General features: G+C 74.0%; 13 protein-coding genes. 6 read left to right on the plus strand and 7 right to left on the minus strand.

The window, feature by feature from the left end; all coding sequences use genetic code 11:
• Nucleotides 1-149: 149 nt before the first annotated feature.
• Together ACSUPR_RS22520 and ACSUPR_RS22525 are read left to right on the plus strand one after the other, a co-directional pair.
• The gene (locus tag ACSUPR_RS22520) at nt 150-2468 is read left to right on the plus strand and encodes a polyribonucleotide nucleotidyltransferase (RefSeq protein WP_436886697.1); all 2319 of its coding nucleotides are present in this window, start codon (nt 150-152) and stop codon (nt 2466-2468) included.
• 111 nt (nt 2469-2579) lie between these two features.
• On the plus strand, nt 2580-3914 hold the full coding sequence (locus ACSUPR_RS22525; protein ID WP_436886699.1) for a M16 family metallopeptidase: 1335 nt from the start codon (nt 2580-2582) through the stop codon (nt 3912-3914).
• A gap of 73 nt (nt 3915-3987) precedes the next feature.
• On the opposite strand, the gene ACSUPR_RS22530 is transcribed toward ACSUPR_RS22525, so the two are convergent.
• From ACSUPR_RS22530 to ACSUPR_RS22550, 5 genes are all read right to left on the minus strand, one after another.
• Nucleotides 3988-5193 carry a Dyp-type peroxidase gene (locus tag ACSUPR_RS22530; protein WP_436886700.1) on the minus strand — a complete coding sequence of 402 codons (1206 nt, stop codon included), beginning with the start codon at nt 5191-5193 and terminating at the stop codon, nt 3988-3990.
• Nucleotides 5193-5762, minus strand: coding sequence for a copper chaperone PCu(A)C (locus ACSUPR_RS22535; RefSeq protein ID WP_436886701.1), 570 nt, complete (start codon nt 5760-5762; stop codon nt 5193-5195). Before ACSUPR_RS22535 ends, ACSUPR_RS22530 begins: the two co-directional genes overlap by 1 nt.
• A 102-nt stretch (nt 5763-5864) precedes the next feature.
• On the minus strand, nt 5865-6338 hold the full coding sequence (locus ACSUPR_RS22540; protein ID WP_436886702.1) for an Hsp20/alpha crystallin family protein: 474 nt from the start codon (nt 6336-6338) through the stop codon (nt 5865-5867).
• Between the two features lie 23 nt (nt 6339-6361).
• On the minus strand, nt 6362-8074 hold the full coding sequence (locus tag ACSUPR_RS22545) for a BCCT family transporter (RefSeq protein ID WP_436886703.1): 1713 nt from the start codon (nt 8072-8074) through the stop codon (nt 6362-6364).
• A gap of 98 nt (nt 8075-8172) precedes the next feature.
• Nucleotides 8173-8661, minus strand: coding sequence for a MarR family winged helix-turn-helix transcriptional regulator (locus ACSUPR_RS22550; RefSeq protein WP_436886704.1), 489 nt, complete (start codon nt 8659-8661; stop codon nt 8173-8175).
• Between the two features lie 192 nt (nt 8662-8853).
• On the opposite strand from ACSUPR_RS22550, the gene ACSUPR_RS22555 reads away from it, so the two are divergent.
• Genes ACSUPR_RS22555 through ACSUPR_RS22570 form a run of 4 tightly spaced genes read left to right on the plus strand, consistent with a single transcriptional unit; the run spans nt 8854 to nt 13402 of the window.
• Entirely contained in the window at nt 8854-9942 is a 1089-nt protein-coding gene (locus ACSUPR_RS22555) for a polyprenyl synthetase family protein (RefSeq protein ID WP_436886705.1), read from the plus strand.
• Nucleotides 9939-11429 carry a phytoene desaturase family protein gene (gene crtI / locus ACSUPR_RS22560; protein WP_436886706.1) on the plus strand — a complete coding sequence of 497 codons (1491 nt, stop codon included), beginning with the start codon at nt 9939-9941 and terminating at the stop codon, nt 11427-11429. Before ACSUPR_RS22555 ends, crtI begins: the two co-directional genes overlap by 4 nt.
• Nucleotides 11426-12388, plus strand: coding sequence for a phytoene/squalene synthase family protein (locus ACSUPR_RS22565; RefSeq protein ID WP_436886707.1), 963 nt, complete (start codon nt 11426-11428; stop codon nt 12386-12388). Before crtI ends, ACSUPR_RS22565 begins: the two co-directional genes overlap by 4 nt.
• Before the next feature lie 6 nt (nt 12389-12394).
• Nucleotides 12395-13402, plus strand: coding sequence for a DUF5914 domain-containing protein (locus ACSUPR_RS22570; protein WP_436886709.1), 1008 nt, complete (start codon nt 12395-12397; stop codon nt 13400-13402).
• Here ACSUPR_RS22570 and ACSUPR_RS22575 read toward each other — a convergent pair.
• Both ACSUPR_RS22575 and ACSUPR_RS22580 read right to left on the minus strand, forming a co-directional pair.
• Entirely contained in the window at nt 13366-14955 is a 1590-nt protein-coding gene (locus ACSUPR_RS22575; protein ID WP_436886710.1) for an FAD-dependent oxidoreductase, read from the minus strand. The genes ACSUPR_RS22570 and ACSUPR_RS22575 overlap by 37 nt on opposite strands.
• Nucleotides 14952-15695, minus strand: coding sequence for a class I SAM-dependent methyltransferase (locus ACSUPR_RS22580; protein ID WP_436886712.1), 744 nt, complete (start codon nt 15693-15695; stop codon nt 14952-14954). Before ACSUPR_RS22580 ends, ACSUPR_RS22575 begins: the two co-directional genes overlap by 4 nt.
• Nucleotides 15696-15708: the final 13 nt, after the last annotated feature.

The following is a 15708-nucleotide window of genomic DNA, read 5'->3' on the forward strand; positions in this document are numbered from 1 at the left end:
CCCGGAAGGTCCCGTCACGGGACCCCGTGGGCTTCGATCGATGACCGGCCGTCATCAACTCCGGGGCACGGGCGCGGGGAACGAGCACACGCGCCGGACCAGCGGGTCCGGGGCATCCCAACGCGAACACGTGTAGTAGGAGGTCGCCCATGGAGGGCGTTTACTCTGCCGAAGCCGTCATCGACAACGGCAAGTTCGGCACCCGTACCATCCGCTTCGAGACCGGCCGCCTGGCCCGCCAGGCCGCCGGTTCGGCGACGGTGTACCTGGACGACGAGACCGTCGTCCTGTCGGCCACCACCGCCTCGAAGCGCCCCAAGGACAACCTCGACTTCTTCCCGCTGACGGTGGACGTCGAGGAGCGCATGTACGCGGCCGGCCGCATCCCCGGCTCCTTCTTCCGGCGCGAGGGCCGTCCGTCCGAGGACGCCATCCTCACCTGCCGCCTGATCGACCGGCCGCTGCGCCCGTCGTTCAGGAAGGGCCTGCGCAACGAGATCCAGATCGTCGAGACGATCCTGGCCCTGCACCCCGACCACCTGTACGACGTCGTGGCCATCAACGCCGCCTCGATGTCCACGCAGATCGCCGGGCTGCCCTTCTCCGGGCCGATCGGCGGCGTCCGCGTCGCCCTGATCGACGGCCAGTGGGTCGGCTTCCCCACCCACTCCGAGCTGGAGAACGCCACCTTCGACATGGTGGTCGCCGGTCGCGTCCTGGAGGACGGCGACGTCGCGATCATGATGGTCGAGGCCGAGTCCACGGTCCACACCATCAAGCTGGTCTCCGAGGGCGCCGTCGGCCCCAACGAGCAGACGGTGGCCGAGGGCCTGGAGGCCGCCAAGCCCTTCATCAAGGTGCTGTGCCGCGCCCAGCAGGCCGTCGCGGACCAGACCAGCCGCGAGGAGGGCGAGTTCCCGATCTTCCTCGACTACGAGGAGGACGCGTACGCCGCCGTCGAGGCCGCGGTGCGCGAGGACCTGTCCAAGGCGCTGACCATCGCGGACAAGCAGGACCGCGAGGCCGAGCTGGACAGGGTCAAGGCCGCGGCGGCCGAGAAGCTCGCCGAGGACTTCGAGGGCCGCGAGAAGGAGGTCTCGGCCGCCTTCCGCTCGCTCACCAAGAACCTGATGCGCGAGCGCGTCCTGCGCGACAAGATCCGCATCGACGGCCGCGGCCCCAAGGACATCCGTCCGCTGTCCGCCGACGTCGGCGTGCTGCCCCGGGTCCACGGCTCGGCGCTCTTCGAGCGCGGTGAGACCCAGATCCTGGGCGTCACCACCCTGAACATGCTGCGTATGGAGCAGATGGTCGACACTCTCAACCCCGAGAAGACCAAGCGCTACATGCACAACTACAACTTCCCGCCCTACTCCACCGGTGAGACCGGCCGGGTGGGCTCGCCCAAGCGGCGCGAGATCGGGCACGGCGCCCTCGCCGAGCGCGCCCTGCTCCCGGTCCTGCCCTCGCGCGAGGAGTTCCCCTACGCGATCCGCCAGGTCTCCGAGGCGCTGGGCTCCAACGGCTCCACCTCGATGGGCTCGGTCTGCGCCTCCACCATGTCCCTGCTGTCGGCCGGTGTGCCGCTCAAGGAGATGGTGTCCGGCATCGCCATGGGCCTGATCAGCGAGGGCGACGAGTTCGTCACCCTCACCGACATCCTCGGTGCCGAGGACGCGTTCGGCGACATGGACTTCAAGGTCGCCGGCACCCGTGACCTCATCACGGCCCTGCAGCTCGACACCAAGCTCGACGGCATCCCCGCCGAGCAGCTGGCGCTCGCGCTCCAGCAGGCCCGCGGTGCCCGCCTGGCGATCCTCGACGTCATGCAGGAGGCCATCGAGCGTCCGGCCGAGATGAGCCCGAACGCTCCGCGCATCCTGACCGTCAAGGTCCCCGTCGACAAGATCGGCGAGGTCATCGGCCCCAAGGGCAAGATGATCAACTCGATCCAGGACGAGACCGGCGCCGAGATCACCATCGAGGACGACGGCACCATCTACATCGGTGCCACCGACGGCCCCTCGGCCGAGGCCGCCCGCGACACGATCAACCAGATCGCCAACCCGACGATGCCCGAGGTCGGCGACCGCTACCTGGGCACCGTGGTCAAGACCACGACGTTCGGCGCGTTCGTGTCGCTGCTGCCCGGCAAGGACGGCCTGCTGCACATCTCGCAGATCCGCAAGCTGCACGGCGGCAAGCGGATCGAGAACCTCGACGACGTGATCAGCATCGGCGAGAAGATCCAGGTCGAGATCCGCGAGATCGACGACCGCGGCAAGCTGTCGCTGGTCCCGGTCGAGGTCGTCGAGGCGGAGTCCGCCCCGGCGGCCGCCCCGGCCGCCGCCGAGGGCGAGGGCGAGGCCCCGGCCGAGCCCGAGGAGCAGGACGGCGACAAGGACAACGGCGAGGGCGCCCCGCGCCGGCGCCGCCGCCGCTCGAGCAGCCGCTCCGAGAACACCTGATCCGCTCTGAGCACGTGAGGGGGCGGTCGCACCGAGAGGGTGCGGCCGCCCCCACCGCGTATCCTCTGGCGGGTAGGACACCGACGCATCCGACGCGAAGAAGAAGGATTCATGAGCTCTGTCCCCATCGCCGCCGAGCAGGAGCCGGGCACGACCGTGACGCTGCTGGAGCCGGACGGCGGTTCCGGCCTGGTTCGCCGGACCGTGCTGCCCGGCGGCCTGCGCGTGGTCACCGAGCACATCCCGGGCGGGCGCTCCGCCGCGTTCGGGATCTCGGCGACCACGGGCTCGCGCGACGAGGACGCCGCGCACGCCGGCTCGGCGCACTTCCTGGAGCACCTGCTGTTCAAGGGGACCCGGACCCGGTCGGCGCTGGAGATCTCCGCGCTGCTGGACGGGGTGGGCGCGGACCACAACGCCTACACCACCAAGGAGCACACCTGCTACTACGCGAAGGTGCTCGACCGCGACCTGCCGCTGGCCATCGACGTCGTCGGTGACATGGTCGCCAACTCCGTGCTGGACGAGGGCGAGGTGGAGACCGAGCGCGGCGTGATCCTGGAGGAGATCGCCATGTACGAGGACGAGCCCGCCGACCTGGTGGACGACGTCTTCGCGGCGCACTTCTTCGGGGACACCCCGCTGGGGCGGCCGATCCTGGGCACCATCGACACCATCAAGGCGCTGCCCCGGGAGCGGATCGCCGAGCAGTACCGGGACGCCTACGTCCCCGCGGAGTTGATCGTCACGGCGGCCGGCAGCCTGGACCACGACCAGGTGGTGGAGCAGGTCCGGCAGATGTTCGCCGAGCGGCTGGCCGCCGCGGGCGACGCCCGCCCGGCCGGGCCGCGCATCGGCGGCGGGCCGGTCCCCACCGCCGGCGGCCAGGTGGTGCAGTCCCGCGACACCGAGCAGGCGCACATCATCCTGGGGTCGGAGGGCATCATGCGCACCGACCCGCGCTGGCACGCGCTGCGGCTGCTCAGCGCCGCCCTGGGCGGGGGCATGTCCTCGCGCCTGTTCCAGGAGGTGCGCGAGAAGCGCGGCCTGGCGTACTCGGTGCACGCCTACCACACCGGCTACGCCGACACGGGGGCCTTCCAGATCTACGCGGGCTGCCTGCCGGAGAAGGCCGACGAGGTCGTCGGCGTGTGCCGGGAGGAGCTGGCGAAGGTGACGGCCTCGGGGATCACCGACGAGGAGCTGCGACGGGCCAAGGGGCAGATCCAGGGCTCCCTGGTGCTGGGCAGCGAGGGCACCAACGCCCGCATGGGGCGGCTGCTGGGACACGAGCTGAACCACCCGCGCCACTTCTCCATCGACGAGGACCTGGCCCGGTTCGACGCGGTGACCCGCGAGCAGGTCGCCGAGGTCGCCGCCGAGCTGCTGTCGCGCCCGCAGGCGCTGGCGGTCATCGGCCCCTACGACGAGGGCCGCACCTTCTGACCGGCCGCAGGCCGCCGGGCCCGCTCCCCGTTCCCGGGGCGCGGGCCCGCGCCGTACGGCCGGGCCGGCCGGGTCAGGGCTCCAGGAGCGTCCGCCCGACGTAGTCGCCCTCCGCGCACCCCGGGGGGACGGCGAACACGGCCGAGCCGACGGCGGTGACCCACTCGTTGAGCAGGTCCAGCTCGTCCAGCCGCCGCTGGAGGGGCACGAACTGGCGCACCGGGTCGGCCTGGAACGCGGCGAACAGCAGTCCGGCCTCGGGGGTCCCGTGGTCGCGCAGGTCGTAGTTGTAGCCGCGCCGGAAGATCCGCTGGTCGGGGTCGTCGGTGCGGGCCCGGCGCACGTGGGAGAACGCCGGGACCACCGTCAGCCCGGAGGCGTCGGTGGCGGCCAGGTCCACCTCCGCGTGCTCGCCGCCCCCGGTGAGCGGGGCCCCGTCGGCGAGCCGGCGGCCGATGACGGCCTCCCTGGCGGGCCGGTCGAGTTCGTCCCAGGTGTCCAGGTGGGTCTCGATGCGCCGCAGCACCATCCCGGTCCCCCCGTCCAGCCAGGCCGGTCCGGACCGCCGCCACACCAGGTGGTCGAAGTCGGCGGTCCCCGGGCGCGGGTTGACCGTCCCGTCCACCTGGCCCATGAGGTTGCGCATGGTGGTGCCGTCGGCCTCGGAGCCGTGGGCGCGCCGGAACCCGCTCTGGGTCCAGCGGGGCCCGGCGAACGCGCGGGTGTCCTTGCCGAGCATCCGCACCGTGTGCGCAACCGTCACCGGGTCGTCGGCGCACACCTGGACGAGCAGGTCGGCCTGGCCCCAGCGCGGGTCCAGGTCGTCGTGGTCGAACTCCGGCAGCGGGCGCAGCCAGTCGGGGACGGCCCCCGGGTCCACCCGTTCCACAAGTCCGGGGCCGAAGCCGAACGTGACGGTGAGCCGGGCGGGGACGGCGGCCAGCTCGGGTTCGGTGTCGGCCAGGGCGGGCTCGCCCCGGGTGAGCCGGGCGGCGTCGTCGCTGAGCAGCCGCATCAGCCTGCGCACCCCCTCGGCGTCCACCTCCGCGCGCAGGTCGAAGGCGGTGAAGCAGGCGTGGGCCTGCGGTGGGGTCTCGACCCCTGCCTGGCGGGGGCCGTGGAAGGGCACGGTCAGCTCCCCGTTGAGGGGCGCCGCGGCCTGCGGGGCCGGGGCCCCCGCCCCCCGGGAGGCGAGGACGCCCCCGGCGGCTCCGGCGACGGCCCCGGCCCCGGCGGCGGCCCCGCTCAGGAGCAGCCCCCGTCTGCTGATGCCCGCCATCAGTGGTCCCCGTGCCCTTCGCCGTCGTACTCCTCGTTGGCTCCCGAGTACTCCTTGACCGGCGCGGTGAACTCGGAGGTGGAGCCGTCGGCGAACTCGACGGTGACGGTCACCTCGTCGCCCGGCTCCAGGTCCTCGGCCAGGTCCATGAGCATGATGTGGTCACCGCCCGGGGCCAGGCTCCGGGTCCCCTGGGCGGGCACGGGGAAACCGCCGTCGATCTCGCGCATGACGGAGTCGGCGCCGTCGGTGACGACCTCGTGGAGCTCGACCAGTCCGGCGGCGGGGTGCTCGGCGGCCACGATCACGACCTCGGCGTCGGAGCCGTTGGCGACCTCGCCGAACACGCCGGTCATGCCGTCCTCGACGGTGGCGGCCTTCACCCACGGGTCGGTGATGGAGAAGGCGTCGGCCTGGGCCCCGGCGGGGGAGGGGGACGCGGACGGCGCGTCCGCGGCGCCGGTGGCGGTCGCGCCGCCGCCCCCGCAGGCGGTCAGGGCCAGGCCGAGCAGGGCGGCCGCCAGGCCTGCGGGGGCGGTTCGGCTGCGGGCGGTGCGGATGGGGTTCACGGTGCCTCCGGATGCGGGGCCGCTCACTGCGGCCGTTCACCCTGGGAGTCGGACACCGCACCCGTTCGGTTCCCGGCCCGTCCGGAGAACCGTGGCGGCGGCTCAGGAACCCCGTTTGCGCCTGCGCACGGAGATCGCCTTGGGGGCGGCGGCGTTGGCGGCGCCGCGGACCACCACCTCCAGCAGGCCCTCCCCGTAGGAGGCCTCCAGGTCGCGTTCGGTGACCCCCTCGGGCAGGGCGATCTCCCGGCGGAAGGTGCCCATGAAGCGCTCCGACGAGTAGTAGACGACGGTCCCCTCCTCGTCGCGCCTGCGCTCGCCGCTGATGGTGAGGACGCCGTGGTTCAGGCTGACGGACACGTCCTCCTCGTACACGCCGGCCACCTCGCAGCGGATCACCAGGTCCTCGCCGCGGGCGAGGATGTCGGTGGACGGGCTCCAGGCGTCGGCGTACCCGCGCTCGCGGTGCCCGGCCTGCCCGGTCTCGATCGAGGCCATCGCGTCGGAGACCCGGTTCATCTCGGTGATCATGTCCACGACCCCGTGGAAGGGGTTGGTGAACTTCTTCGGTGCCATCGTGCTCACTCCTCGGCTCGTGTTCAGCGGTCGCCGCGCGGGCGGTGGGGCGGGCGGTGGGACGGCGCCGGGTCCTCGGTGCCCCGAGCCGTCCCGGGCCCGGGCCTGCGGGGTTCCTCCTTGAGGGCCCTGATCAGTCCCCAGCACATGAGGAGCAGGATCACCGCGAAGGGCAGGCCGGTGACCACCGCCGCCGCCTGGAGCGCGGAGAGGGCCTCGGCTCCGCCCAGGACCAGCAGCACCAGGGTGACGGCGCCCTCGCTGACCGCCCAGAACGCACGCTGGATCTTGAGCGGGTTGGCGTCGCCCCCGTTGGTGAGGGTGTCCACCACCAGCGAGCCGGAGTCGGAGGAGGTGACGAAGAAGACCGCCACCACGATGATCAGCAGGACCGAGACGACCAGCCCCACCACCTGCCCCAGGGGCAGCAGCTCGATGAGCCGGAACGCCCGGTCCTCCTCGGCCAGGGCGTTGAACCCCCCGCTCCGGAAGAGGTCGTAGTACAGGCCGGAGCCGCCGAACACCCCGAACCACAGGACCGAGACGATGACCGGAGCGAACAGCGCGCCGATCACGAACTCCCGGATGGTGCGACCGTAGGAGACGCGGGCCAGGAAGATCCCGACGAAGGGCGCCCAGGAGATCCACCAGCCCCAGTAGAAGATGCTCCACGTGGTGGTCCAGCTCGCGGCCTGCCCGTCCACCAGGGGGCTGGGGAAGGACAGGCTCCACGGGACGAGGTTGGCCAGGTAGTCGCCCAGGCCCGTGGTGGTGATGCTGATGATCCACAGCTTGGGTCCGAACAGGAACACGACCAGCATCAGCGCGATCGCCAGCCAGAGGTTGATGACCGACAGCCGGCGGATGCCCTTGTCGATCCCGGCCAGGACGCTGAGCAGGGCGACCCCGGTGATGACGATGATGAGCACCGAGTGGACGAGCGGGCCCGACTCGATGCCGAAGACGTGCTGGATGCCGCCGCCGATCTGGAGGGTGCCCAGGCCCAGTGAGGTGGCCAGGCCGAAGATCGTGCCGAACACGGCGAGGATGTCGACGAGGTTGCCGGGCCAGCCGAACGCCCGCTCGCCCAGGAGGGGGTAGAGCGCGGAGGCGGGGCGCAGCGGCAGTCCCTTGCGGAAGGTGAAGTAGCCGAGCGAGATGCCCAGGGCGATGTAGATGGCCCAGGGGTGGAAGCTCCAGTGGAAGAAGCTCAGCGCCATGGCCTCTCCGGCGGCGTCGGCGGTGGCGCTCCCGTCCTCACCGGGAAGGTACTCGGCCGTCCGCGGCCAGTGCAGGTGGTGGATGGGCTCGGAGACGCCCCAGAACACCAGGCCGATGCCCATGCCGGTGGTGAAGAGCATCGCGAACCAGGCGACGGTCCCGAACTCCGGCCGGGAGTCGTCGGGGCCCAGCCGGATGCTCCCGAACCGGCTGAGCATCAGGAACAGGGCCAGGCCCAGGAAGAACGTCGTGGCGAGCACGTACAGCCAGCCCAGGTTGACCCCGATCCAGTCCCGGGTGGCCGTCGCGGCGTTCAGGAGCGGCTCGGTGAGGACGATCCCCAGGACCACGAACGCGAGGATGACCACCCCGGAGACGATGAAGACCGCGGGGTTGGTGTGTTCGCGGATGTAGGTGCGCAGGGTCGAGATGACGACTCCTTCCCAACCCCGGAAGGTCGGGGGGCTCCTTACCGGGTGGCGTGTCGGCCGAGTGGTGTGACCGGCCACGGACATGTCCCGGGAATCGTAGGGGCGGAGCGGCCGCCGGGCGGGGAACCCCGCGCTCGCGGAGTGTCGCCGCACGGAACGCGGAAAAGGGATCTACCGTGCGCTCAGGGAGATTCGGAGAGCCGGTCCAGGGTGCGGCCGACCCTGCCGAGCCAGTCGACGATGACGGCCAGTTCCTCGGGGGTGTAGCCGTCGTGCAGCTCGGTCATCGCCCGGCGCATACCGGGGGCGAGTGCCGCGTTCATGCGGTCCGCTCCCTCGGTGAGGCGCACGGCGACCTTGCGCCGGTCCTCGGGGTGGCGGGTGCGCTCGACCAGCCCGTGGGCCTCCATCCGGTCGATCACACCGGTGACCGATCCGGTGGACAGGCACAGACTCGACGCGATCTCCCCGGGTGTCATCGTGCCCGCGACGCGCAACAGCGTGTAGCACTGGAAGTCGGTGGGGTTCATCCCGGAGCGGTCGGCCATCCGGTGCAGGAGCTTGATGAGCCGGACGGCGAGCATCTGGCCGTCGTTCTGCAGGGATTCGTAGAAGCCGAACCTCGCCGTGCCGTCGGGGTCGGAGGGGGAGGCGGTCGACACGGTCTCCATTGGTCCTCTCTCCCCGGCCTGCGGCCTTCGGTCGTTCCGAGTCTACGACCCGGAGGGCACTCCCCATCGCGCCTGCGCCGACCGGTGCCCGGCATCGGGAAAATTAGCTCTGTTGCCGAGATTCATGTTTTCCGAGATTATTTGTGGTGACATCACCCGTCCAGGGAGGCAGACATCGAACCCGTTCTGAGCGTGCCGGGCCCGCTCCGCATCCACGACGTCCACGGCGACCCGCGGCCCGCGCTCGACCAGGTGCTGCGCGACCACCTGCGGCGCCGCCTGCGCCGGGCGGAGGAGACGGATCCGGAGTTCGCCGCCGGGACCGCCGCCGAGACCGTCCGCTTCACCCTCCAGGGCGGAAAGAGGCTGCGGTCCGCCCTGGCATGGTGGGGCTGGAGGGCGGGCGGCGGCCCGGTGTCCGGGCCCGTCGCCCAGCACGCGCTGACCGCCTGCGCCTCCCTGGAGCTGCTCCAGACCTGCGCCCTGGTGCACGACGACGTCATGGACGGCTCCGCGACCCGGCGGGGCGCGCCCTGCGTCCACCGGGTCCACGAGGACGAGCACCGCGCCAACGGCTGGTCCGGTGAGGCCCGGCGCTACGGCGAGTCCCTCGCCGTCCTGGTCGGGGACCTCGCCCTGGCCTGGGCGGACGACATGCTCGCCGGGGCCCTCCCCGGGGTGCTCCGCCCGGAGGCGGGCCGGAACGTCTGGCGGGAGATGCGGACCGAGATGATCGCCGGGCAGTTCCTCGACGTGCGGGGCCAGGCGACGAGGTCGCGCTCGGAGTCCCTGGCCCTGCGCATCGACCTCCTCAAGACCGCCTCCTACACCGTGGAGCGCCCGCTGCACCTGGGCGCGGCCATGGCCGGGGCACCCCCGTCCGCCGTCGAGGCCCTGCGGGCCTACGGCCGGGACGTGGGCGTCGCCTTCCAGCTCGCCGACGACCTCGCCGGCGCCTACGGCGACACCGGGACCACGGGAAAGCCCGTCGGCGACGACCTGCGCGAGGGCAAGGCCACCCTGCTGCTGGCGCTCGGCACCCGGCTGGCGCGCGAGCAGGACGACGAGGAGGGCCTCGACGTCCTGGAACGGGTCGGTGCGGGAGCCGACCCGGAGCGGGCGGCCGCCGTCCTGGAGCGCCTCGGGGCCGGGGAGATGATCGCCGAACACTGCCGGGGCCTGGCCGCACGCGGGCGCGCCCACCTGGACGGGGTCGACCTGCCCGACCCGGTGCGCGCCTTCCTCACCGGCCTGGCCGCGCGGATCGGAGAGGACGCATGAGCGACCGCACCGCACCCGGCCGGGGCCGGGTCGTCATCGTCGGTGCCGGACTCTCCGGCCTGGCCTGCGCCCTGCACCTGGTGGGGGCCGGACGCCAGGTCACGGTGCTGGAGCGCGACGACCACCCGGGCGGCCGGGCGGGCCGCCTGGACCTGGACGGTTTCCGGTTCGACACCGGGCCCACCGTCCTGACCATGCCCGAGCTCCTGGACGAGGCCCTGGCCGCCGTCGGCGAGACCGTCGCCGACCGGCTCGACCTGGTCCCCCTGCGCCCCGCCTACCGGGCCGCCTTCGCCGACGGCTCCACCATCGACGTCCACACCGACGCCGACGCGATGGCCGCCGAGGTGGCCCGGGCGGCCGGGGAACGCGAGGCCGACGGCTACCTGCGGCTGCGCGACTGGCTGACCCGGCTGTACCGGGCCGAGATGGGCACCTTCATCGACGCTCAGTTCGACTCCCTGCTGGACCTGGCCCGGCCCGACCTCGTGCGGCTGGCCGCCCTGGGCGGGTTCGGGCGGCTCTCCGCCGCCGTGGGCCGCCACGTGCGCGACGAGCGCCTGCGGCGGATCTTCTCCTTCCAGGCCCTCTACGCCGGGGTGGCGCCGCGGCGGGCGCTGGCCGCCTACGCCGTCATCGCCTACATGGACACCATCGCGGGCGTGTACTTCCCCCGGGGCGGCATGCGCGCCCTGGGCGACGCCCTGGCCGGCGCGGCGGCCAAGGCCGGTGCCGTGTTCCGCTACGGCGACGCCGTCACCTCCCTGGAGCGCCGGGGCGACCGGGTCACCGCCGCCGTCACGGCCTCCGGGGAGCGCTTCCCCTGCGACCAGGTGGTGGTCACTGCCGACCTGCCCGCGGCGTACCGGCTGCTGGGCGGCGCCCCCCGGCGGCGGGTCCCGCTCCGCTACTCGCCGTCCGCGGTGGTCCTGCACCTGGGGGTGGACCGAACGTGGGAGGGCCTGGAGCACCACACGATCTCCTTCGGTTCCGCCTGGGACCGCACCTTCGACGAGATCATCCGGCGCGGCCGGGTGATGAGCGACCCGTCGCTGCTGGTCACCCGGCCCACCCGCACCGACCCGACCCTGGCCCCGGAGGGGCACGAGTCGCTGTACGTGCTGGCACCCGCGCCCCACCTGGAGGCGGGCCCCATCGACTGGGACGCCGAGGGACCGCGCTACCGCGACCACCTGGTGTCCACCCTGGAGGAGCGGGGCCTCACCGGGCTGGACGCCGCCGTCCGCACCGAGCACCTCGTCACCCCGGCGGACTGGGCCCGCCGGGGCCTGGCGCGCGGCACCCCGTTCTCGCTCGCCCACACCTTCGCCCAGACCGGGCCGTTCCGGCCCCGCAACACCGTCCCCGGCCTGGCCAACGTCGCACTGGCCGGATGCGGTACCACGCCCGGGGTCGGCCTACCGACCGTCCTGATCTCGGGGAAGCTCGCCGCCGCCCGCGTGGTGGAACGGACAGGGGGACGATGAGCACCGCCCACACCGAACTCGACGCCGCCGGGATCAACCCGCGGGGGCTGCGCCTGGCCTACCTGCGCTGCCGGGAGCTGCACGCCCGCCACGGGCGGACCTACTTCACCGCCACCCGGGTCCTGCCCCCGGACCGGAGGCCCGGGGTGCACGCCCTGTACGGGTTCGCCCGCTGGGTCGACGACATCGTGGACGAGCCCGGACCCGGCACCACCACCGCCGACCGGGCGGCCCTGCTGGACGCCGTCGACGCCGACCTGGCCCGCGCGCTGCACGGCGGGGAGCCGGCGGAGCCGGTGCTGGGCGCGCTGGCGCACACCGTCGAGCGCTACGGGCTGCCCGCCGCCCACTTCACCGCGTTCATGCGGTCGATGCGCATGGACCTGACCGTCACCGACTACCGCGACCTGGGACACCTGCGCGAGTACATGTACGGGTCGGCGGCCGTGATCGGCCTCCAGGTCCTGCCGGTGCTGGGCACCGTGGTCCCCAGGCAGGAGGCCGAGCGCCCGGCGGCCGCCCTGGGCGAGGCCTTCCAGCTGACCAACTTCCTCCGCGACACCGCCGAGGACCTGGCCCGGGGGCGGGTGTACCTGCCCGCCGACGTGCTGGCCGCCCACGGGGTGGACCGCGAGCTGCTGGCGCACTGCGCCCGCACCCGCCGCCCCGACGCGCGGGCCCGCCGGGCGGTCGCCGCCCTGGTCGAGGTCAACCAGGGCTTCTACCGGGAGGCCGAGCCCGGCATCGCCATGCTCGATCCGGTGGCCCGCCCGTGTGTCGCCACCGCGTTCCGGCTCTACCGCGCCATCCTGGACGAGATCGCGGCGGCCGACCACGACGTGTGGAGCACCCGGCACCGGGTCTCGGAGGCCCGCAAGTTCGCCGCCGCGGTGCCGGCCCTCGCCCGCTCCCTGCTGGCCCGGTCCATCCCGCGCCCCCGCCCGGTGTCCGAAAGGTAGGCCCGCGTGTCCCTCCCCGATCCGACCCCCCGCCGCCTTCCGCTGCGGCGCATGCCCGCCACCGCCTGGACCGCCCAGGAACCGACCTGGCGCGACGGGTCGCCCGGCGTCATCGCGGCCGCCCTCAAGCGGGCGCTGGCCCGGCCCTCGGGCAACTGGTACGTGCTGGCCGCCTCCTCCGAGGTCCGCACCGACCGGCCCTTCGGGCGGGTCGTCGGGGGTGTCGAGCTCGTCGCCTGGCGCACCCCCGACGGCACCGCGCACGTCGCCCCGGGGGCCTGCCCGCACCTGGGCGCCCCCCTGTGCAGGGGGGCCGTCGACGACGGGCGCCTCGTGTGCCGCTGGCACGGGCTGTCCCTGGGCGCCGACGGCTTCCCCGGCTGGAGCCCGTACCCGGCCCACGACGACGGAGTCCTGGTGTGGGTGCGCCTGGACCGGGTCGGCGGCGAGGATCCGCTGGAGGCCCCGGTGGTGCCCGAGCGCCCGCCCCTGGAGGGGGCGATCACCGCGGTGGAGAGCCTCGCCGGCCGCTGCGAGCCCGAGGACGTCATCGCCAACCGCCTCGACCCCTGGCACGGCTCGTGGTTCCACCCGTACAGCTTCGTCGGGCTGCGGGTCACGGAGGTGGCCGAGGGGCCCGACCCCGACCCGGACCGCATGGTCGTCGAGGTGGGGTTCAGGGTGGCGGGCCGCTGGGGGGTGCCGGTGCGGGCCGAGTTCGTCTGCCCCGAGCCGCGCACCGTCGTCATGCGCATCATCGGGGGCGAGGGGCTGGGCAGTGTCGTGGAGACGCACGCGACCCCGCTGGGCACCGACGGGCGGGGAGTCCCCCGCACGGCCGTCATCGAGGCGACCGTCGCCTCCTCCGAGCGCACCGGGTTCGCCGTCGCCCGCCGCCTGGCCGCCGCCGTCCGCCCCGCGGTGCGGGCCGCCGTCCGCCGCCTGTGGCGCGACGACCTCGCCTACGCCGAGCGCCGCTACCTCCTCCGCTCCACCGGCCGCTTCCCCGGCTGACCGGCCGGTCCCGCCCCGCTCCCGGGGCGGCGGGCGAGGCGGGCGAGGGCGCGGGCGGGGGCGAGGCGGCCGCGCCGGGGGACGGTCCACAGGGTGTGGCCGGGCAGACCCCAGCGGGACAGCAGGGCGTTGGCGGCCAGCAGGCCGGAGGCGGCGGCGCGCTCCATGAGCGCGACCGGCAGGCCGGTGCGCACGTGGTCGCCCGCCACGACCAGGAACGGGTCCGGGGTGTCCGCGGACAGGCGGTCGCGGTAGGAGCCCGGAGCGAACAGCGGGCAGTCCGCACGCAGCTCGTGCCGGGAGTCCACCACCGCGGCCGCCGCCAGCTCCGGGTACACCGCCACCGCCTGCTCCCACAGGCGTTCGCGCTCGCGGTCGGGATCGCAGTCCTGCGCCAGCGCGTAGGCGTGCAGCTCCACGACCGAACCGCCGGTATCCCCGGCCCATCCGCGGGCCCGTGCGTCGTACCTCTCCAGGACGCTGATGTTGTCCAGGGTCGGGTACCCGGCGGTGCCCAGGAACGCGGGCCGGTGCGGACGCACCGGCCGGTCCAGCCAGTACCGCGAGACCAGGAACGGAGGCGCCGACTCCAGCCGGGCCGCCCGGGCCCGCCAGCCGGCGTCGCCCAGGCCGGGGGAGGCGGCGGCCAGGGCCCGCACCCCCGGGACGTCGGCGGCCAGCACCACGGCGTCGAACTCCCCGTGGCCCGCGAGCGAGAAGCGCCGCCCGGCCCCCGGGTCGATCCGCTCCACGGGCGCCGCCGTGCGCACCTTCACGTCCAGCCCTGCCAGGTACCGGACCAGCGGCTCCCACAGCGACTCCGGGAACGGCGCGCGCGGCACGTCGAACACCAGGCCCTCGGACGAGCCCAGGAAGTACAGGTGGAACATCACCGCCAGCTCCGCCGCGGAGAGGCGGTCGGTCGGCGCGAAGAAGCTCCGGGTGAACACCTCGAACGCCAGGTGGCGCGCGGTCGGCGGGAACCGGATCGCCGCCAGCAGGTCCCGCGCGCTCATGTGGTCGAGCCGCTCGTAGACCCCGGGCACGTCCACGTCGAGCAGCTGCAGCGCGGCCGGGACGTTCACCCGGGCCAGGTCGCGCAGCGGGAAGCTCGGGCTGGTGGCGGCCAGCACCGCCGCGTTCCACGGCGGGGCGGCGGGCAGGCCCGAGAACCGGTCGCGCGGACCGTCCCGGTGCACCAGCGGGTAGTCGGCCAGGGGCGTCAGCGCCGCCAGCCCCGGATCGGCGCGGCGCAGCAGCCCCCGCAGGTTGTAGTACTGGCGGAAGAACGCGTGGAATCCGCGGTCCATCGCCGCGCGCGAGCCGTCGGCCAGGACCGTGTCCCACCCGCGCAGCCGCCCGCCCGGGGACTCCTCCCGCTCGAACACCGTCACCCGCACACCGCGCTCGGCCAGTCCGCAGGCCGCCGCCAGTCCGGCGATCCCGCCGCCGACCACCGCGGCCACGGGCGCCTCCGGGGCGCGGGGCCCGGCCGGCGGGGCGGGCGGGACCTCCTCGGCGAGCCGGTCGCGCACGTCCGCCGGGCGGTTCACCGGCCCTCCGCCGGCCGCGCGCCCGCGAACGTGTGCGTGACCCCGTACTGCCAGCCCGGCATGGGCGCGGAGGCCACCGGGTCCAGGCCCGCGCGGCGCATCCGCTCCAGCAGCGCCCGGCGGCCGTCGAACTCCAGCACGCTGCGCCACAGGTACCGGAACAGGTCCCCGCTGCCCGACAGCGCCCGTCCGGCGGGGATGATCACCCCGTGGCACACCGCCGTCCACACGGCCCGTGCCGCCGCCGAGTCGGCCACCGAGTACTCGTGCAGCACCAGCCTCCCGCCCGGCCGCAGCAGGTCCCGCATCACGCGCAGCGCCAGATCCGGGTCGGGGCAGTTGCGGATCAGGTAGGCCCCGAACACCGCGTCCACCGGTCCGCCCAGCCGCTCGGCCGCCCACTCCGGCGTCAGCTCCTCCGCCCGCGCGCGGTGGAACGACACCGCGTCCGGCCAGGGCTTGGCTCGGGCGGCCTCCAGCATCCCCTCCGACGCGTCCACCCCGACGATCCGGGACGAGGGCACGGCGTGCAGCAGGGCCGCGGTGGAGGCGCCCGTGCCGCAGCCCAGGTCCAGGATCCGCGGCTCGGGCGACAGCGCTCCGGCGTCCAGCCGCCGCGCGGAGATCCGCAGGTGGGCGTGGTAGCCGGGGCTTCCCGCCACCAGCCGGTCGTAGGCGGCCGCGGCGCGGTCGAACCCGTCGGTGACCGCACCCTCCGCCTTGGCCCTCGTGGTGTCCACGCATCCTCCCGGT

This window comes from Nocardiopsis dassonvillei (assembly GCF_964273065.1).
GTDB lineage: Bacteria > Actinomycetota > Actinomycetes > Streptosporangiales > Streptosporangiaceae > Nocardiopsis > Nocardiopsis dassonvillei_B.